Genomic DNA, 16956 nt, shown 5'->3' with positions numbered 1-16956 from the left:
GTCTGCGCCGCGAGTTTCAGCCCTTCGACCATCGTCAGGTAGGGGAACAGCTGGTCGGCCAGCTCCTGCGCCGTCAGACGCGCCCGGATGGCGAGCGCCGCTGCCGGTAAGCTGGTTTTCGGTATCTTCGCCGCCCTGGCCGAGTTCGAGCGCGAGCTGATTGCCGAGCGCACGGTGGCGGGCTTGGCGTCAGCGCGGTTGCGCTGTCGGAAAGGCGGGCGGCCGTTCAAGATGACGGCTGCCAAGCTGCGCTTGGCGATGGCGGCGATGGGGCAGCCGGAAACCAAGGTCGGCGATCTGTGTCAGGAACTCGGTATCACGCGGCAGACCCTGTACCGGAACATTTCCCCGAAGGGTGAATTGCGCCCCGATGGCGAGAAGCTGCTCGCCCGTACCTAACTACTGTTGTTTCTCGGATTGCCCGCCATCGGGGGCTGCCCAGTTTCGTGTTCACCAGCGGCTATGCGCGCCTCGAAGCGCCGATAGCAGTCTAGCCCGCAGAAATGTTCGACGTACTCCGCCCCTTCTGGGGTGAAAGCGGCGTCGAGCGGGATTTCCCTGCAGCACACGCAGCAGGCGATGGTCGGTTCATTGGCGCTCATGACGGCGTTCCTCCTTCGGCTGGCGAAGCGGACAAACTCGGCGGCCGGCATCGGCTGGGCGAACAGGAAGCCCTGCACCACGTTGCAACCGGCTTGCCGCAACAGCTCAAGACTAGCCGCCGTCTCCACGCCCTCGGCCACTACGTCCATGCCCAGCCCATGCGCGAGCTGGATCACGGTATGCACGATAGTCCGGTCGCGGGCATCGTCGGCGAGTCCGGCGACGAACGACTGGTCGATCTTGAGTGTCGTGATCGGACAGCATTTCAGGTGCTGGAGACAGGAATAGCCGGTGCCGAAGTCGTCGGCGGCAAAACGCACGCCGATCCGGCGCAAGGTTTCCAGGGCGGGATAGATCGCCGGATCGCCGAAGGCGGCCGATTCGGTCAGCTCGATTTCCAGATACTCGGCAGCCAGCCCGGTGTCGGCCAGCACGTCCTTGACCCAGGTGTCGAAGTCCGGCCCGACCTGACGCGCGGACACGTTCACGGCCAATCGGAACGTTCCCCAGCCCAGCGCCTGCCATTCGCGCATCTGGCGGCAGGCATCACGCAGGACCCACGCACCGATGTCGCGGATCAGGCCGGACGACTCGGCAAGGGGCAGGAACCGCACCGGCGGCAGCAGGCCAAGGGTCGGGTGCTGCCAGCGCAACAGCGCTTCCGCGCCGGCGACGCCACCGCTGTCCAGATCGACCATCGGCTGGTAATGCAGGACGAACTGCCGCCGTTCGAGCGCCTGCGCCAGGTGCATTGCGGTCAGGGCAAGCGGCTCAGCGGTGTTCATGCGGTGCCCCGAAACGCCCGGATCGCCCGCGCTAGCGACAGGAAGAATAGTCCGGCCAGCGCCAAGGCGGCGATGCCCCAATGGTCGCCAATGAAGGCCCCAGCCGTCGTGCCGGCGAGCACGGCTGCCAGAATCGGCAGATGGCAGGGGCAGGTCAGCGCGGCCAGCGCGCCCCAGACATAGCCCCGCCAGTGCGGCGTTTCTCGGGGTTCGGTTTGGTCGGGACTATCCATGATGATGCTCCGTGGCAGTGCGACGACGTTCCGCCACGACCATCCCCGCAAGTTGTCGGTCTAGCAAGGCCAGCGCCTCGCGCCGGGCCGCGACTAGCGCGCGCAGGTGCGCCAGGCAGTCGCCGGCATCGCCGGCCTGGCTGTCCAGCACATGGCATAGTCGCACCAACTCGCCCAACCCGATGCCGGCCTCGAACAGCGCACGCACGAAGCGCAGCCGTTCCAGCGCGCCGGCGTCGTAGAGGCCATAGCCGCCTTCCGTATGGCTCGCCGGTCTGAGCAAGCCGCGCAGCACATAGTCGCGCACCACGTTGACGCTGACATCTGCTTCCTGCGCCAGCCTCGATACCGTGTAGGCTCCCACGGCGAATCCTCCTTGTCTGTCGCTACCCGGCGCAGCAGGACAGTTGCTTGACGTCCTTGCTGAAGGTCTGCGCCGCGAGCTTCAAGCCTTCGACCATCGTCAGGTAAGGGAACAACTGGTCGGCCAGTTCCTGCACGGTCATGCGCGCCCGGATGGCGAGCGCCGCCGCCTGGATCAGTTCGCCCGCTTCCGGGGCGACCGCCTGCACGCCGATCAGCCGGTGGCTGCCCTCTTCGACGACCAGCTTGATGAAGCCGCGCGTGTCGAAGTTGGCCAGCGCGCGCGGTACGTTGTCGAGCGTGAGCGTGCGGCTGTCGGTCTCGATGCCGGCGTGGTGCGCTTCCTGCTCGCTCAAGCCCACGGTGGCGACCTGCGGGTCGGTGAACACCACCGCCGGCATGGCTGTCAGGTCCAGCACCGCTTCGCCGCCGGTCATGTTGATGGCCGCTCGGGTGCCAGCCGCCGCCGCCACATAGACAAACTGTGGCTGGTCGGTGCAGTCGCCCGCCGAATAAATGTGTAGCGTGCTGGTGCGCATGCCTTTGTCGATGACGATAGCTCCCTGCGCATTGACGGCGACACCCGCCGCTTCCAGCGCCAGGCTGCGCGTGTTCGGTATCCGGCCGGTAGCGACCAGCAGCTTGTCGGCGAGTATTTCACCGCGCGCCGTGGTCAGCACGAATTCGCCGTTCACATGGGCGACCTGGCTGGCTTGCGTGTGCTCCAGCACCTCGATGCCTTCGGCGCGGAACGCGGCCGTCAGCGCTTCGCCGATGGCCGGGTCTTCGCGGAAGAACAGCGTGCTGCGCGCCAGGATCGTGACCTTACTTCCGAGCCGGGCAAAGGCTTGCGCCAGCTCCAGCGCCACTACCGACGATCCGATCACGGCCAGGCGTTCGGGAATGGTGTCGCTGACCAGGGCCTCGGTCGAAGTCCAGTAGGGTGACCCCTTCAAGCCTGGAATCGGCGGGACGGCCGGGCTGGCACCCGTGGCGACCAGGCAGCGGTCGAATGCCACCTCGCGCTCGCCGCCATCGTTCAAATGGACGGCAAGGCTCTGTGCGTCCCTGAAACGCGCTTCGCCATGCAGCACGGTGATGGCCGGGTTGCCGTCCAGGATGCCTTCGTACTTGGCGTGGCGCAGCTCATCGACGCGTGCTTGCTGTTGGGCCAGCAGCTTGCTGCGATCAATTGCAGGTGCAGTCGCCGGGATGCCGCCGTCGAACGGGCTTTCGCGGCGCAAATGGGCGATATGGGCAGCGCGGATCATGATCTTGGACGGTACGCAGCCCACATTGACGCAAGTGCCGCCGATGGTGCCGCGTTCGATCAGCGTGACCTTCGCGCCTTGCTCGACGGCCTTCAGCGCCGCCGCCATCGCGGCCCCGCCGCTGCCGATCACGGCGACCTGCAACGGGCGCTCGCCGTCGCTGCCCTTGTCGGTGGCCCCCATCCAGCCGCGCACCTTGTCGAGCAGCCCGGTGCGGTTGTCCGTCGGTGGGGCATCGGCGAGCGTTGCCTTGTAGCCGAGTCCGGACACGGCGGCGGTCAGCGCGTCCGGTGCGGTGCCGGGGTCAAGGGCGAGCTGGGCCGCCCCCTTGGCGTAGGACACGACGGCCGACTGCACGCCGGGTACTTTCTCCAAGGCTTCCTTGACGTGCGCCGCGCACGAGTCGCAGGTCATACCGGTGATTTTCAGCGTGGTCATACTTGTTCCTTTTCGTTTTGTGAGCGGTCAATGCCGTCAACCGCGTTTCGCAGGCAGCTCGCAGCCGTCCGGCCCGCAACGGCGGCTGGCCGGCGACAGCAGATCCCAGATCGAGACACCGACCATCAACGCCAAGCCGATGTACACCAGGCGGGCCGTCCACCAGTTGCCAAGCAGCCAGACCGTTCCGGCAAACACGATGGCCGGCCCAATCATTCCGAGCAGGCTGCGGTGCCATTGCCGGTGACGCAGCCAGCCCAGCGCACTTGCCAGCAGGGCCACCGCCGCGAACAGCGGCAGCAGCCTGGAGATGAACAACCCTTCGTACTCTTGCAGGAAGCCCAGGCCGATGGCCGTGCCCAGGCTGGCGAGCGCTGGAAAGCAGGCCGCACAGCCCATCGCGGAGACGACGGCACCGAGCGCGCCGGCCTTGTCGGCGATGCGTGCAATCGGCTTCATGGCGTCACTCCCAGCTCAGCGCTTGACGCTGGATGGATAGCCCGCGTCCTCGGTCGCCTTGGTCAGCTTTTGCACGCTGGCCTTGGCGTCGTCGAAGGTCACTACCGCTTCCCGCTTCTCGAAAGTCACGCGCACCTGGCTGACGCCCTCGACCTTGGTGAGCGCTTTCTTGACGGTAATCGGACAGGCGGCGCAGGTCATGCCGGGCACGGACAGCGTGACGGTTTGGGTTGCTGCCCACACCGGGGTCACGATGGCGGCAAGGGCGACGGCGGCGAATAGCTTTTGCATGGTGAACTCCTGATCAGTAGAAGAAAGGCAACACGTAGGGGAAACCGAGCGCGACCAGAACCAGCGCGGCCACGATCCAAAAAATGAGTTTGTAGGTGGTGCGCACCTGTGGAATCGCGCAGACCTCGCCTGGCTTGCAGGCGGCAGCCGGGCGGTAGATGCGCCGCCAGGCGAAGAACAGGGCGACCAGCGCCGCACCGATAAAGAGCGGCCGATAGGGCTCCAGCACTGTCAGATTGCCGATCCATGCCCCACTGAATCCCAAGGCGACCAAGACCAGCGGCCCCAGGCAGCAGGTTGAGGCGAGGATGGCGGCCAGCCCGCCGGCGAAGAGTGCGCCGCGCTCATTTTGTGGTTCAGACATGCGCTTGTCCTTTCGAATCTGAATTAGATAGCGTAACCTTACTTCCGTAGTCATGTACGGAGTCAAGCGATATGCAAACCATTTTGGAGAATCTGACCATTGGCGCTTTTGCCAAGGCTGCCGGGGTCAATGTCGAGACGATCCGTTTCTACCAGCGCAAGGGCCTATTGCTGGAACCGAACCGGCCTTATGGGAGCATCCGCCGTTACGGCGGGGCGGACGTGGCGCGGGTGAAATTCGTGAAGTCGGCCCAGCGCTTGGGCTTCAGTCTGGACGAGATCGGCGAACTGCTGAAGCTGGAGGATGGCACCCATTGCGGCGAGGCGGCTGACCTCGCCGCCCTGCGGTTGGCCGACGTGCGCGCCCGCCTGGCGGACCTCACGCGGATGGAGGCGGCGCTGTCAAAGCTGGTGGCCGAGTGCTGCGCGCAGAACGGTCAGGTGTCGTGTCCGCTGATCGACGCGCTGCATTGCGCCTGAGCAGCGAGATGGCGGCTGGTGACATGAGTGTTGTAAGGAACTACCGAAAAAGCGCCTGAAGCTTCGTTTAACTTGCATCTGTATCAGAGCGCCGCCCTAGCCCTACTGGATGGCCACAAATCGGATGCAGATGCAATTTTCCGTACCAGTGCGGTTCCCTACGATCATATGGACTGATCGCATCAGTAGGGAGAAAACATGAACTTACGCCATCTTCGGTGCTTCATCGCCGTGGCCGAAGAGTTGCACTTCGGCCGAGCCGCTCGACGGCTGCATATCGAACAGTCCCCGCTGTCGCGCACGATCCGCCAAATGGAAGCGCATCTTGGAGTGTCACTGCTCGACCGTTCGCCGCGCAGCGTTAGTCTCACGTTGGCGGGACAGGCCTTCCTAGAAGATGCCAGACGCGTGCTGCTGGCTTTCGAGCAAGCTCAGACTAGGGCGCGCGCCGCAGCGAACCAGCGGAACACGCTGCGCATCGCGCTATCGGGTGACATGGGGCAGGCCCGCTTGTCGACATTGCTTGCGCTTTGCCGCGAGGAGGCGCCACAGGTCGGCATTCGGATATTTGAAGCGCCACTGGCGCAGTTGGTGACTGGGCTGCGCAACGACTTGTATGACGCGGGTCTTGCATTAGCCGGTGAGGTAGATGCTGGCGTCGTCGCCATGCCCGTGTGGCGAGACCAGCTGGTGGTGGCTCTGTCCGCCAGGCACCCGCTACTGGCTTTCAAGGAAGTGCCGCTGGAGGAGGTGGCGAGCTATCCGCTGGTGCTGTGCGATCCCGAGGTCTTCGAAGGTTGCAGCCGGCAACGCGAACGGCTGTTCCGCACGGTGAATGTGCAGCCGACGGTGGCCGAGTACGTCAGCACCCATTCCTTGATGCTGGCCCTCGTGGCCGCCGGCTACGGGGTGGGCTTTTCGAGCGCGGCGCATCTGGCGGGTTGCCATCAGGCCAACGTCGTGGTTCGTCCACTGGTCGATCAGGCCGCATCGCTGACGACCTTTCTCCTGCGACCCGAAGGCGAAATCACGGAGCCGCTACGGCAGTTCATCGACCGTGTGGAACGTGTGGGGCGCGCGCAAAACGATAATCAACGCCCGATGTGACGCGGGAAATTCGGATCGAGCGATTCTTTTTTGGTCTAACGCCAGACCCAATTTGCATCGCCGCTTGGCCTCCTTTTTACGTCATGGGGCCGCGGCGATTGCTCGGTCGATCTACATGGCATGAAAGACCCTGCGCGCAAGCTCATCCAGGTCAATGCACTGACGCAGAACGCATGAGCTTCGCCTGGATGCAAACCGGCTCATCCGGCTGACGCATTGGTGCTTTACCCTGCCCGTTTTTCTACGGAAGACTTTGCCCTGGTTTTCCGGTTAAGCGCGGCATCCCTGCTTTGGGTGCGCAACTTTTCAAACCGTTGCGCCGGTAACAAGACTTTTCGCAGGGGCATTATGGTGGTGGCGTATTGGGCATCGCAAGGAGTGTTTGCCCCTTATGCAACGCTCGGCGTCAGCGCCGACGCGACGTTCACCATGTGCCGGCCGGCCCGCACTTCATCGGGTTCTGGGCAATCGACGCGCCCTCGTTGGGCCGCGCGCGCTTGCCATGTGTCGATCCGACGATGGGAAGAGCGCGATATGCCGAAATCGAGCAGCCTTGCTTTTGGTGCAAAGACCTACTACCGCCCGATCGAAGCCGCCATTCGCTGGTGTGGACTGCTGCGCTTCGAGCAACGCATCCTGGAAACGCTGGCGCAACGCTCCATGCCAGAACCCAGCGAATTTCCCCGCTGGCCACTGTTGCGCTTGTATGTGGAACGCATATTTGACGCACTGATGCATGGTGAGCTGGCAGGCGGCAGGACCGGCATCGTGTTGGAGGCGCAGCGGCCCGCGCTCGACGACCCGGAGTTAACGGTGCGCCACGTCGACCTCAAAGCGTGGATGTCACATTACTACCCTGGTGACCGGCCTGGCTTCTTGTTCGACGACATCGAACGCACGGTGCATCCAGTGGTGAGCGTGGAGACGCTCAACGTCTTGCTTGCCGATCGCGAGGCGGCGAAGGTGCAGCTTGCCGAACTCTCGCAGGTGCACGAGGCGCTGCGCGCCGCGCATGAAGCCCTGGCGAAGGAACAGGCGGCGCGCGGCGATGCCAACGACACCTCGCGCGAGCCGGGCCTGCGCAGCGAGACGACCTATCTGAACATCATCGGCGGGCTGCTGACCTTGCTATTGGGCAAGTCGCCCTCGGGCACGGCGTATTCGTCATTCCACAGCATGGATGCGGTGGTGAGCGCGCTGCTCGCGCACCACGAGGGCCGACCAGGCCTGAGCGAACGCACCTTGTGGAGCAAGCTCGCACAGGCGCGGCGCCACCTCCAAGCGTCGCGCTAATTTGGGGCCGGCCGCGCCCTGCAATTGCAGTCGCGCCTTCTGCAATTGCAGTGATTTCGGTGGCGGCCGTCTATTCAATATGAGGCACTTTCCGAACAGCGCCAGTGAGCGTCAAGGAGTGTCTCTCATGTCTTCGCAGACCATCGCACCGGCAGCAGTGGCAGCCGAGCACCGCATCATGCGGCGCGCCGAAGTCGAGGCCAAGACCGGCTTCAAACGCGCGCACATCTACAGCCTCATGAAGGAAGGCAAGTTCCCCAAGGCGCTGCGCCTGGGCGTGCGCGCCGTGGGCTGGGACTCGGTGGAGATCGAGCAGTGGATTGCTGACCGCCTCAACGAGCGCGCCTGACGCTTCTTCCGGCACATGCCAATCAACCGGGAGAAGCCCATGCAGGTGGTGTCCATCATTTCGACCAAGGGCGGCGTGGGCAAGACCACGACAGCGGCCAACCTGGGCGGCTTCGCGGCCGACGCCGGGCTGCGCGTGCTGCTGCTGGACCTGGACGTGCAGCCCACGCTGTCGAGCTACTTCACGCTGTCACAGCGCGCGCCAGCTGGCATCTACGAGATGCTGGCCTACAACGAGCAGCGTGCCGAGCAACTGGTGTCGCACACCGCCATCGCCGGGCTGGACCTGGTGTTGTCGAACGACGACCGCGGCGAGCTGAACACGCTGCTGCTGCATGCGCCGGACGGCAGATTGCGGCTGCGCCATCTGCTGCCCACGCTGGCGCCGCGTTACGACCTGCTGCTGATCGACACCCAGGGCGCGCGCAGCGTACTGCTCGAAATGGCGGTGCTGGCCTCGGACCTGGCGCTGTCGCCCGTGACGCCGGAAATCCTCGCGGCCCGCGAGCTGCGCCGAGGCACCCTGCAGCTCATCGAGGACATCGCACCGTACCGTCACCTCGGCATCGAGCCGCCGCCGCTGCACCTGCTCATCAACCGCGTGCATCCGGTGTCCTCGAATGCCCGACTGATCCAGCAGGCGTTGCGGCAAGTGTTTCAGGGACAGCCGGGCGTGCACGTGCTGGACACCGACGTGCCGGCGATCGAGGCGTATCCGCGCGCGGCGACGCGCGGCCTGCCGGTGCATCGGGTGGAGTACCGCCAGCCTGCGGGCCGCTTGGCACCCGCGGCGCTAGGCACCATGCGCGCGCTGGCCGGCGAGCTGTTCCCCGCGTGGCAGGAGCGCTTCGCGCTCGTCACCGGCCGAGAGCACGCGGGAGGGGCCGGCCATGGCCAGCGCGCATGACTTGGCGCGCGGCCACAAGCGGCTGCGAGCGCTGATCGAGTTCGCCCTGGGCGAGGGCTGGAAGGTGGTGCGCACCCGCGGCGGGCACCTGCTGTTCACGAAGCTGGGCTGCGCGCCGATCTACACCAGCTCGACCGCGAGCGACCACCGCGCCGAGCGCGATGCCCGTGCGCAGCTTCGCCGCGCCGACCGCCAAGCGCAGGCGGCTGAAGACATGGCATCGCCGCAGGAGAGCGGCCATGGCTGACATGACGCCGGACGACATGGCCGCCAAGCTGCTGGCCTCGGGCTTCGAGCGCAGCGGCCCTTCGGCCGCGGCCTTGACCGACCCTATCGCCGACACGCCGATGGTCGTGACGCTGGACCAGTTGCGCCCGTATGACCACGACCCGCGCGTGACCCGCAACCCGGCCTACGAGGACATCAAGGCGTCTATCCGCGAGCGCGGGCTGGACGCGCCGCCCGCAATCACGCGCCGGCCCGGCGAGCCGCACTACATTATCCGCAACGGCGGCAACACGCGCTTGGCCATCCTGCGCGAGCTGTGGAGCGAGACGAAGGATGAGCGCTTCTTCCGCATCCCCTGCCTGTTCCGCCCCTGGCCGCAGCGTGGCGAGGTGGTGATGCTCACCGGCCATCTGGCCGAGAACGAACTGCGCGGTGGCTTGAGCTTCATCGAGCGCGCCCTGGGCGTGGAGAAGGCGCGTGAGTTCTACGAGCAGGAGATGGGGCGGGACAGCGGCCAAGCGCTGTCGCAGAGCGAGCTGGCGCGCCGGCTCACGGCTGATGGCTTCCCGCTGCCACAGTCGCACATCAGCCGCATGCAGGACGCGGTGCACTACCTGCTGCCGGCGATCCCGAACCTGCTGTACGGCGGCCTTGGCCGGCATCAGGTCGAACGGCTCGCGGTGCTGCGCAAGGCTTGCGAACGCACCTGGGAACGCCGTGCGCTGGGCCGCAACCTGTCGGTGGACTTCGCCACGCTGTTCCAGGACGTGCTCGCGCAGTTCGACACCCAGCCCGACAACTTCTCGCCTCAGCGTGTGCAGGACGAGCTGATCGGCCAGATGGCCGAGTTGCTGGAAGCGGACTACGACACGCTGGCCCTGGAGATCGACGACACAGAGAGCCGGCAGCGTGCGCTGACCAGCGATCCAGCGCCACCAGCGGCAAGACCTGCACCATCGGCTGCATCGGCCGCACCTACGCCCGAGCCGCCGCGGTCTTCGTCGCCGCCATCGTTGCCGGCTGCGCCTTCGATGCCGTCGTCGGAGTCTGGTTCGTCCGCGCCGACGGGCGCTGGCGCGGCTGCACCGGGTGTTTCCGCCGAAGCCGAGCAGCGGCGCGACGGCCAGCGCGATGAACGCCTGCAGGGCCACATCGTCTCCGCCGCACCGACCACCGAGCGCCTGCAATCCATCCAGCGTATGGTCGCCGACCAGCTGGGCGACAAGCTGCCCGACTTCGAGGCCGACGCGCTGCGCGCCATTCCCGTGCAGGCAGGCGGGCTCTATCCCATCTCGGACGTCTGGTACATCGAGCCCGGCCTGGACGTGCCGGATCGGCTGCGCGTGCACATCGCGCAGTTCGCACGCGAGATCGCCGAGGAGGCCGGCGTGGCCGAACAGGTCGAGCCCAGCGACGGCGGGATCGGCTTCGCCTGCGTCGTGCCACCGACTGCGCGCGCGATGTCGCCGTTCGCGCGGGCGGTGCTGACGCTGCTGCAGGCGCTTTGTGCCGCACGTCCCGCAGCCGGGCTCGATCGTTCCCGGCTGGCCGATGACCTGGCGCCCTTGCTGTATGGCGGCGGCACCTGTCCGCGCCTGAGCGATGCCGGGCTGGTCAAGCTGTTCCGGCTGCTGCGCCTGACGCGGCGGCTTCTAGATCTGGAAGCTGGCGCAGGCGCCAGCGCCCCCGGCCACGGCGCCTGAGCGGAGACCAGCCATGTCCGCACCGCACCCGCTCAACCAGGCCGTGATCGCGCAGGCGCTGCACGACCTGCGCAACGGGCAACTGCGACGCTGCAAGGCCATGGGCTTCGGCGAGGAAGAACTGGATGCGCTGAAGCATCCCGAACTCGTGAGCATGCTGGTGAATGCCACTGTCTCGTGGTGCTCGGTGTCGGTCAACCGCGAGGTGCTCAAGCGATTGCTGAGCCAGGTGCACGACGTGGAGCGGGAGATCGCCACGGTCGACCGCATGCTGCGCCTGGGCGCCAGCACGGAGATGGTCAGCCGCTTCTACGGCCTGACGCATCAGGAGGTGGCCTTACGCCGCGACATCTTGGGGCTACCCAAGCGCAAGGGCCGGCATCCGGTGCTGGACGAGGTGCAGGACACGGCGCTGTGGAAGCAGTGGAAGGCCGGCGTCTCGGAGCACGACATTGCGCTGGACGACGAGATGGCGATGCTGGCGTTGACCATGGACCTGGCCGAGACCATGAACCTACCCATATCGGTGATCTGGTCGGCGATACGCAACTGGATCGACCAGGGGCTGGTGTAGGCCATGGCAACCGGCGGCGCACCCAGGCGCGATGGCCCCGTGGCGCTGTCCGCACTGTTCGACGACGCGCTGCGGGAACTGACGCCGCCAGCCCCGCGCGGCGCTGCCCCTGTGGCGCAGACTGCGCCGGTCAGCGACGGCTTCCTCTACAGTGGCAACCGGCACGAGAGCGTGCCGCGTGCGCTGTTCCTCGACCGGCGCCTGACGCCGCTGGAGCGCAATGCCTGGCAGGTGTTCCGCCTGCAGCTTCAAAGCGATGGCGTGACGGCGTTCCCCACCTACGATCAGCTCCGGCCCTATCTCGCCTCGATGCCCTGCGCGGCGCAGGCCTCGCACGAGACCGTGGCACGCGCCTTGACGCTGCTGCGCCTGACGCGCTGGCTGAGCCTGGTGCGGCGGCGCCGCGACCCGAAGACCGGGCGCATGCTCGGCAACCTCTACGTGCTGCACGATGAACCGCTCACGCCCTTCGAGGCGATGCAGCTCGATCCTGACTACCTGGGCCTGGTCAGCCAGGCACTGACCCATGCGGCCAAGGCGGTGCAGATCGTCGGCATGAACACCCTGCGCGAGATCGCCGAAGACCCGATGCTGGGCGGCCGCACGCTGCCAACGCGCCTGCAAGTGCTGGCACAGCGTATGGCCCGCAACGAATGGGCGGATGCGAGTTATCCACAAGAGCCTGTGGATAACGAATCCGAAGAAGGCCAGGACGGCCGACTTCGGAATCTCGATGACCCCTCTTCGGATTCCGAAGCAGGGCTGAAACCCTCGCCAGACGGCTCACTTCGGAATCCGAAGGAGGACCGTACAGTACGTATGGATCGTATAAATCAAGTACGTACAGTACCGCGCGTGAAGGCATTGCAGCATCTGCGCTTGCCCGAGCGCCTGCTGCGCTTGAAGGACGAGCAGCAAAGCGGCGCGATGGTGGCCTTGCAGCAGGTGGACGAGTCTCTGCGGCAGGCGGTGCTGGGCGAATGGGATGCGCGCTGCCGCAACAGCGCGGTGCGCAACCCGGCTGGCTACCTGTTCGGCATCATCCAGAAGGCGATCCGCGGCGAGTTCAAGGCCTGGGCGGGTGAAGGTGGCTCGCCATCGACGCCGCCTGCACCGTCACTGTCGCCACGTCTTGCCGCACCTTCACCCTCCGCACCGCAACCTCCGGCGCCGAATGGCCACGGCCGCGAGGCGGCGCGGGCCTACCTGGCGAAGCTGCGTTCGACCTTGGGCGATTCCTGAGCGGCTATCCCCAGGGGATAGCTGGGACACGAAGCCTTCCAGCCATCGGCTTTGGTTTTGTCATGCGTCACATCGTCGCAGCCCGGCGCAGACCTATCCCCAGGGGATAGATGGAACACGCGGCCTTCACGGACGACAACCGGGGACACCCCCGCTGCGGTTTGTTGACTGACGCCCTTCCGGGCGATGCCGATGCTGGCGGCTCGTTCCTTCACCGCGAGTCGTCACCATGGCCAACGAACCCCAGCAGCCCCTGCAGTTGAACCTCGGATCGCTGCGCAGCGCGATGTCGCTGACGCTGCATACCCACCACGCTTCACGCATCTGGCATGGCCGAGCGCCCGCCGAGGGGCGGCCCGGAATCATCGGCCTCAACGGCTACATCAGTGTGATGAACAAGATGAAGCGCGGCGCCGAGCAGGACGATCCCTATTCGGACTGGTGGATGCTGCGCATCGAGGACAAGCTGACGCAGACCAAGGCCAGCCTGCAGGCGCTGCGCGAACAGGTGGACCAGGCGCTCGCCGACGTGCCGCCCGCGCTGTCGCTGGGTGAGAACATGAACGTGCAGCCCGTGAAGCTGCCGCTGTTCGTCAATGCGCAGCTCGGCTTCATGGCGGTGTACCTGCTGGCCGACTACGACGACCTGGCGCGCAAGCTGATCCTCGCCCACCACACCGCGCTGATCGACCGCAGCACGCTGGAGCGCTGGCTCAACGACGGCGCGCATGCACTGCGCAGCCTGTTCTCGCTGGCACAGCAGTACCGCTACTCCGGCGCGACGCGCGACGACTTCGCCTCGAAGAACGCGGTGGCGCGGGCGGCCCTGGAGAAGTTCGGCGAGCTGCCGCAGGACGTGCTCGAAGGCACGCGCCGCTCGCGCTTTGCGCCACCGATCGCGCGGCGGGCGGGCAAGCTTGGCGCAGCCGCTGATGCCGCACCCGTCGCTGACGCAGCCGATGTTGCGGACGACCACCACGACCATGACGGCGAAGGCACGAAGGCATGACGGCATCGTCTTCCACCGGCCAACCGGCGCGCTTCCTGGCGCTGGAACAGGCGGACTTCCAGCGCCTGGAACACGCGGGCTACCTAAAAGGCCTTTTACAGCCTTTTAAGGGTAAGGGGAGTCTGGAGGCCTGGGCCAACCAGTGCACGGCGCTGCGCGACGACTTGATCGGCCTGGCGCAGCGGCGCGTTCTGCAACAGGCGCGGGCCTATCCCTTCTCGCTGCTCGATGTGCAACTGGCCCAGCAGAGCACTGGCGCAGGCACGACCTTCCTGCGCTGGCGCAACCACGACCGTTCCTCGATGGGCGTGGCCCTGTGGGAATCGCTGCTCGACCGCCCGGCGACACCGGCTTCGCTGATCGATGACCTGTACGCGATGGAACTGCAGCGCATCGCGCTGAACATGCAGATCAGCCTCCTTCACACGCTGAGCCGCCAAGCCCAGGAGTGTGCCAGCAAGGCCGCGCAGGCCGAAGCGGCTTACCTGAGGCGTGTCCACGGGCATGCCGCGTCCATTCCACCCACCACCCCCAAGGAGTCACCATGAGCACGCACTTCGTCGGCGAGGGCAACATCGGCTCTGCGCCGGACTACCGCGAATTCCCCAACGGCAACGACGAGCCGCGCCGGCTGCTGCGCCTGAACGTCTATTTCGACAACCCGATCCCGAAGAAGGACGGCGAGTACGAGGACCGCGGCGGCTTCTGGGCGCCGGTGGAACTGTGGCACCGCGACGCCGACCACTGGAAAGACCTGTACCAGAAAGGCATGCGCGTGCTGGTGGAAGGCCGCACGGTGAAGGACGAGTGGGAGGACGCCGACGACAACGAGCGAACGACGTTCAAGATCGAGGCCCGGCGTGTCGGCATCCTGCCGTACCGCATCGAGTCCGTGACGCTCAGCGCCAAGCCGGCCGGCGGGCAGTAGCTCGCGCATCGTCCAGCACCGCGTCCCCGAGGGCGGCTGTAGCAACCGTCAGACGCCCGCCATGCACCAGCTACCCCCAGGGGATAGCTCCATGGTGTTCCACCGAGTTCCAGCCGCCCTCCCGAAACGACGCTCCCGCTGCGCCAGCCGCTGCGGTCAGCTCGTATTGCTGCGGCAACGCATCGCCAGCCGATCACAAAACGGTGTCCGCGCCGATCGGCTTCCTTGCTGCTGCCATCCGCTGGCCCGGCCAAGCTGGGGCCATCCGATGAACCGCACATTTCCCGAGGAGGCTTCATGCGCGTGTTCCTGTGCGAAAAGCCGTCCCAGGGCAAGGACATCGCCCGTGTGCTGGGCGCAGGCCAACGCGGCAACGGCTGTTACAGCGGTGCGGGTGTCGTCGTGACCTGGTGCGTCGGTCATCTGGTCGAAGCGGTTCCGCCCGAAGGCTACGGCGAGCAGTACAAGCGCTGGGCCATTGAGCAACTACCCATTCTTCCCGAGCGCTGGCGTGTCGAGCCCAAGGCGGCGACCGCGGCGCAATTCAAGGTCGTGCAGCAGCTCGTCGCCAAGGCAGGCGAGCTGGTGATCGCGACCGACGCCGACCGCGAGGGCGAGATGATCGCCCGCGAGATCATCGAACTGTGCGGCTACCGCGGCCCGATCCAGCGGCTGTGGCTGTCGGCGCTCAACGATGCGTCCATCCGCAAGGCGCTGGGAGCGCTCAAGCCATCCGCCGAAACGCTGCCGCTGTACTTCTCCGCGCTCGCCCGATCGCGTGCCGACTGGCTGATCGGGATGAACCTGAGCCGCTTGTTCACGCTGCTGGGCCGCCAGGCCGGCTACAACGGCGTGCTGTCGGTGGGGCGGGTGCAGACGCCGACGCTCAAGCTGGTGGTGGACCGTGATCGCGAGATCGCGCGTTTCGTCTCGGTGCCGTTCTGGGCCATCGAGGTGGCGCTTTCGCATGCGGGCCAGTCCTTCGTCTCAAGCTGGATGCCTCCGCAGGGCAGCACCGACGACGCCGGCCGCTGTCTGCAGCAACCCGTGGCGCAGCAGGCCGCCGAGCGCCTGCGCGCGGGCGGCGCCGCCCAGGTGCTGTCGGTGGAGACCGAGCGCGTGCGCGAAGGGCCGCCGCTGCCGTTCGACCTCGGCACCTTGCAGGAAGTGTGTTCCAAGCAATTGGGCCTCGACGTGCAGGAGACGCTGGACATCGCCCAGGCGCTGTACGAGACGCACAAGGCAACGACGTATCCGCGCTCGGACTCGGGCTACCTGCCCGAGAGCATGCTGGCCGAAGTGCCGGCCGTGCTCGACAGCCTGGTCAAGACCGATCCCAGCCTGCGGCCGCTGGTCGACCGCCTGGATCGTCAGCAGCGTTCGCGGGCCTGGAACGACTCCAAGGTTACGGCGCACCACGGCATCATCCCGACGCTGGAGCCGGCGAACCTCTCGGCGATGAGCGACAAGGAGTTGGCCGTCTACCGGCTGATCCGCGCCCACTACCTGGCGCAGTTCCTGCCGCATCACGAGTTCGACCGGACGGCGGCGCAGCTCACGTGCGGCGGCCAGTCGCTGGTGGCGGTCGGCAAGCAGATCGCGGTGGCCGGATGGCGCCAGGTGCTGGCAGCGCCGGTGCCCGAGGACACCGACGGCGAGGATGTGCAGCGCGGCCAGGTGCTCCCGGTGTTGCACGCTGGCGCCGCCTGCCAGGTCGGCCAGGTCGAACTCATGGCGTTGAAGACGCTGGCGCCCAAGCCCTACACGCAGGGCGAGCTGGTCAAGGCCATGAAGGGCGTCGCCAAGCGCGTGACCGATCCGCGCCTGCAGCAAAAGCTCAAGGACACCACAGGCATCGGCACCGAGGCCACGCGCGCCAACATCATCAGCGGGCTGCTAACCCGCGGCTATCTCTTGAAGAAGGGCCGCGCCATCCGCGCGTCGGATGCGGCCTTCACGTTGATCGACGCGGTGCCGGCGGCCATTGCCGACCCGGGCACGACGGCGGTGTGGGAGCAGGCGCTGGACATGATCGAGGGCGGCCAGATGACACTGGACACCTTCATCGCCAAGCAATCGAGCTGGGTCACCCAGCTCGTGCAGCAGTACCGCGGTGCCACCCTTGCCATCAAGCTGCCGCCGGCGCCGAGCTGCCCGCAGTGCGGCGCACCGATGCGCCAGCGCAGCGGCAAGAGCGGCGCGTTCTGGTCTTGCAGCCGCTACCCGGACTGCAAGGGCACGCAGCCGGTCGAAGATGCCGTGGCAGGCAAGCGCGGCGTATCCAGCCGTACATCCAACGCACCGCGCCGGCGCCCCAAGGCGAACTGACGC

Annotated in this window: 20 protein-coding genes and 1 pseudogene; 14 read left to right on the top strand and 7 right to left on the bottom strand. The window is 66.5% G+C overall.

Features of this window, described 5'->3' with window-relative positions:
* Positions 1–99 precede the first annotated feature (99 nt).
* Positions 100–399: pseudogene (locus ABWL39_RS05485) on the top strand (recombinase family protein); the annotation flags it as partial.
* Here the strand turns inward: ABWL39_RS05485 and ABWL39_RS05480 are convergent.
* The 7 genes from ABWL39_RS05480 to merT are packed head-to-tail and all read right to left on the bottom strand — an operon-like array spanning position 396 to position 4807.
* Positions 396–1388, bottom strand: a complete 993-nt coding sequence (locus tag ABWL39_RS05480) for a DUF3330 domain-containing protein (protein ID WP_367787907.1) — start codon at positions 1386–1388, stop codon at positions 396–398. The pseudogene ABWL39_RS05485 and the gene ABWL39_RS05480 overlap by 4 nt on opposite strands.
* Positions 1385–1621 (bottom strand): broad-spectrum mercury transporter MerE, encoded by a 237-nt coding sequence (merE, locus tag ABWL39_RS05475; RefSeq protein WP_182594328.1) that lies wholly within the window; start codon positions 1619–1621, stop codon positions 1385–1387. Before merE ends, ABWL39_RS05480 begins: the two co-directional genes overlap by 4 nt.
* Entirely contained in the window at positions 1614–1985 is a 372-nt protein-coding gene (gene merD, locus ABWL39_RS05470) for a mercuric resistance transcriptional repressor MerD (protein ID WP_182594329.1), read from the bottom strand. Before merD ends, merE begins: the two co-directional genes overlap by 8 nt.
* A gap of 22 nt (positions 1986–2007) precedes the next feature.
* A complete protein-coding gene (merA, locus tag ABWL39_RS05465) occupies positions 2008–3693 on the bottom strand; it encodes a mercury(II) reductase (RefSeq protein WP_367787904.1) in 1686 nt (561 codons plus the stop codon).
* A gap of 36 nt (positions 3694–3729) precedes the next feature.
* Positions 3730–4152 carry an organomercurial transporter MerC gene (merC, locus tag ABWL39_RS05460; RefSeq protein ID WP_367787902.1) on the bottom strand — a complete coding sequence of 141 codons (423 nt, stop codon included), beginning with the start codon at positions 4150–4152 and terminating at the stop codon, positions 3730–3732.
* Between the two features lie 15 nt (positions 4153–4167).
* On the bottom strand, positions 4168–4443 hold the full coding sequence (gene merP, locus ABWL39_RS05455) for a mercury resistance system periplasmic binding protein MerP (RefSeq protein ID WP_182594332.1): 276 nt from the start codon (positions 4441–4443) through the stop codon (positions 4168–4170).
* Positions 4444–4456: 13 nt separating this feature from the next.
* Positions 4457–4807: a mercuric ion transporter MerT gene (merT, locus tag ABWL39_RS05450; protein WP_182594333.1), complete on the bottom strand. Its 351-nt coding sequence runs from the start codon at positions 4805–4807 to the stop codon at positions 4457–4459.
* Positions 4808–4878: 71 nt separating this feature from the next.
* Here merT and merR point away from each other — a divergent pair, with 71 nt between their 5' ends.
* The 13 genes from merR to ABWL39_RS05385 all read left to right on the top strand — a co-directional run bounded on the left by merR (position 4879) and on the right by ABWL39_RS05385 (position 16953).
* A complete protein-coding gene (gene merR / locus ABWL39_RS05445; protein WP_182594334.1) occupies positions 4879–5286 on the top strand; it encodes an Hg(II)-responsive transcriptional regulator in 408 nt (135 codons plus the stop codon).
* Between the two features lie 198 nt (positions 5287–5484).
* The gene (locus tag ABWL39_RS05440) at positions 5485–6393 is read left to right on the top strand and encodes a LysR family transcriptional regulator (RefSeq protein ID WP_367787900.1); all 909 of its coding nucleotides are present in this window, start codon (positions 5485–5487) and stop codon (positions 6391–6393) included.
* 534 nt (positions 6394–6927) lie between these two features.
* On the top strand, positions 6928–7686 hold the full coding sequence (locus tag ABWL39_RS05435; protein ID WP_367788234.1) for an ATP-binding protein: 759 nt from the start codon (positions 6928–6930) through the stop codon (positions 7684–7686).
* Positions 7687–7813: 127 nt separating this feature from the next.
* The gene (locus ABWL39_RS05430; RefSeq protein ID WP_182594336.1) at positions 7814–8035 is read left to right on the top strand and encodes an AlpA family transcriptional regulator; all 222 of its coding nucleotides are present in this window, start codon (positions 7814–7816) and stop codon (positions 8033–8035) included.
* A 39-nt stretch (positions 8036–8074) separates the two neighbouring features.
* Complete coding sequence (locus ABWL39_RS05425; RefSeq protein WP_182594444.1) at positions 8075–8941, top strand: ParA family protein; 867 nt, start codon at positions 8075–8077, stop codon at positions 8939–8941.
* Positions 8925–9188 carry a type II toxin-antitoxin system HicA family toxin gene (locus ABWL39_RS05420; protein ID WP_367787897.1) on the top strand — a complete coding sequence of 88 codons (264 nt, stop codon included), beginning with the start codon at positions 8925–8927 and terminating at the stop codon, positions 9186–9188. Before ABWL39_RS05425 ends, ABWL39_RS05420 begins: the two co-directional genes overlap by 17 nt.
* Positions 9181–10872, top strand: coding sequence for a ParB family protein (locus tag ABWL39_RS05415; protein ID WP_367787895.1), 1692 nt, complete (start codon positions 9181–9183; stop codon positions 10870–10872). The genes ABWL39_RS05420 and ABWL39_RS05415 overlap by 8 nt, the downstream gene beginning before the upstream one ends.
* Positions 10873–10885: 13 nt before the next feature.
* Positions 10886–11446, top strand: coding sequence for a DUF2857 domain-containing protein (locus ABWL39_RS05410; protein ID WP_182594339.1), 561 nt, complete (start codon positions 10886–10888; stop codon positions 11444–11446).
* A 3-nt stretch (positions 11447–11449) separates the two neighbouring features.
* Positions 11450–12688, top strand: coding sequence for an STY4528 family pathogenicity island replication protein (locus ABWL39_RS05405; RefSeq protein WP_367787893.1), 1239 nt, complete (start codon positions 11450–11452; stop codon positions 12686–12688).
* 229 nt (positions 12689–12917) lie between these two features.
* On the top strand, positions 12918–13697 hold the full coding sequence (locus ABWL39_RS05400; RefSeq protein WP_367787891.1) for a PFL_4669 family integrating conjugative element protein: 780 nt from the start codon (positions 12918–12920) through the stop codon (positions 13695–13697).
* Entirely contained in the window at positions 13694–14245 is a 552-nt protein-coding gene (locus tag ABWL39_RS05395) for a DUF3158 family protein (RefSeq protein WP_182594342.1), read from the top strand. Before ABWL39_RS05400 ends, ABWL39_RS05395 begins: the two co-directional genes overlap by 4 nt.
* Positions 14242–14625 carry a single-stranded DNA-binding protein gene (locus ABWL39_RS05390; protein ID WP_182594343.1) on the top strand — a complete coding sequence of 128 codons (384 nt, stop codon included), beginning with the start codon at positions 14242–14244 and terminating at the stop codon, positions 14623–14625. Before ABWL39_RS05395 ends, ABWL39_RS05390 begins: the two co-directional genes overlap by 4 nt.
* A gap of 297 nt (positions 14626–14922) precedes the next feature.
* Positions 14923–16953, top strand: coding sequence for a DNA topoisomerase III (locus tag ABWL39_RS05385; protein WP_182594344.1), 2031 nt, complete (start codon positions 14923–14925; stop codon positions 16951–16953).
* Positions 16954–16956: the final 3 nt, after the last annotated feature.

This window comes from Chitinivorax sp. PXF-14 (assembly GCF_040812015.1).
Lineage (GTDB): Bacteria > Pseudomonadota > Gammaproteobacteria > Burkholderiales > SCOH01 > JBFNXJ01.
The sequence above is the reverse complement of the archived record's forward strand: the minus strand, read 5'-3'. Positions and strand labels throughout refer to the sequence as shown.

Bases quoted from the DNA above. Each gene is read 5' to 3' on its own strand.
- ABWL39_RS05480 (WP_367787907.1), bottom strand. From the start codon at position 1,388: ATGAACACCGCTGAGCCGCTTGCCCTGACCGCAATGCACCTGGCGCAG.
- merE (WP_182594328.1), bottom strand. From the start codon at position 1,621: ATGGATAGTCCCGACCAAACCGAACCCCGAGAAACGCCGCACTGGCGG.
- merA (WP_367787904.1), bottom strand. From the start codon at position 3,693: ATGACCACGCTGAAAATCACCGGTATGACCTGCGACTCGTGCGCGGCG.
- merC (WP_367787902.1), bottom strand. From the start codon at position 4,152: ATGAAGCCGATTGCACGCATCGCCGACAAGGCCGGCGCGCTCGGTGCC.
- merP (WP_182594332.1), bottom strand. From the start codon at position 4,443: ATGCAAAAGCTATTCGCCGCCGTCGCCCTTGCCGCCATCGTGACCCCG.
- merT (WP_182594333.1), bottom strand. From the start codon at position 4,807: ATGTCTGAACCACAAAATGAGCGCGGCGCACTCTTCGCCGGCGGGCTG.
- merR (WP_182594334.1), top strand. From the start codon at position 4,879: ATGCAAACCATTTTGGAGAATCTGACCATTGGCGCTTTTGCCAAGGCT.
- ABWL39_RS05440 (WP_367787900.1), top strand. From the start codon at position 5,485: ATGAACTTACGCCATCTTCGGTGCTTCATCGCCGTGGCCGAAGAGTTG.
- ABWL39_RS05435 (WP_367788234.1), top strand. From the start codon at position 6,928: ATGCCGAAATCGAGCAGCCTTGCTTTTGGTGCAAAGACCTACTACCGC.
- ABWL39_RS05430 (WP_182594336.1), top strand. From the start codon at position 7,814: ATGTCTTCGCAGACCATCGCACCGGCAGCAGTGGCAGCCGAGCACCGC.
- ABWL39_RS05425 (WP_182594444.1), top strand. From the start codon at position 8,075: ATGCAGGTGGTGTCCATCATTTCGACCAAGGGCGGCGTGGGCAAGACC.
- ABWL39_RS05420 (WP_367787897.1), top strand. From the start codon at position 8,925: ATGGCCAGCGCGCATGACTTGGCGCGCGGCCACAAGCGGCTGCGAGCG.
- ABWL39_RS05415 (WP_367787895.1), top strand. From the start codon at position 9,181: ATGGCTGACATGACGCCGGACGACATGGCCGCCAAGCTGCTGGCCTCG.
- ABWL39_RS05410 (WP_182594339.1), top strand. From the start codon at position 10,886: ATGTCCGCACCGCACCCGCTCAACCAGGCCGTGATCGCGCAGGCGCTG.
- ABWL39_RS05405 (WP_367787893.1), top strand. From the start codon at position 11,450: ATGGCAACCGGCGGCGCACCCAGGCGCGATGGCCCCGTGGCGCTGTCC.
- ABWL39_RS05400 (WP_367787891.1), top strand. From the start codon at position 12,918: ATGGCCAACGAACCCCAGCAGCCCCTGCAGTTGAACCTCGGATCGCTG.
- ABWL39_RS05395 (WP_182594342.1), top strand. From the start codon at position 13,694: ATGACGGCATCGTCTTCCACCGGCCAACCGGCGCGCTTCCTGGCGCTG.
- ABWL39_RS05390 (WP_182594343.1), top strand. From the start codon at position 14,242: ATGAGCACGCACTTCGTCGGCGAGGGCAACATCGGCTCTGCGCCGGAC.
- ABWL39_RS05385 (WP_182594344.1), top strand. From the start codon at position 14,923: ATGCGCGTGTTCCTGTGCGAAAAGCCGTCCCAGGGCAAGGACATCGCC.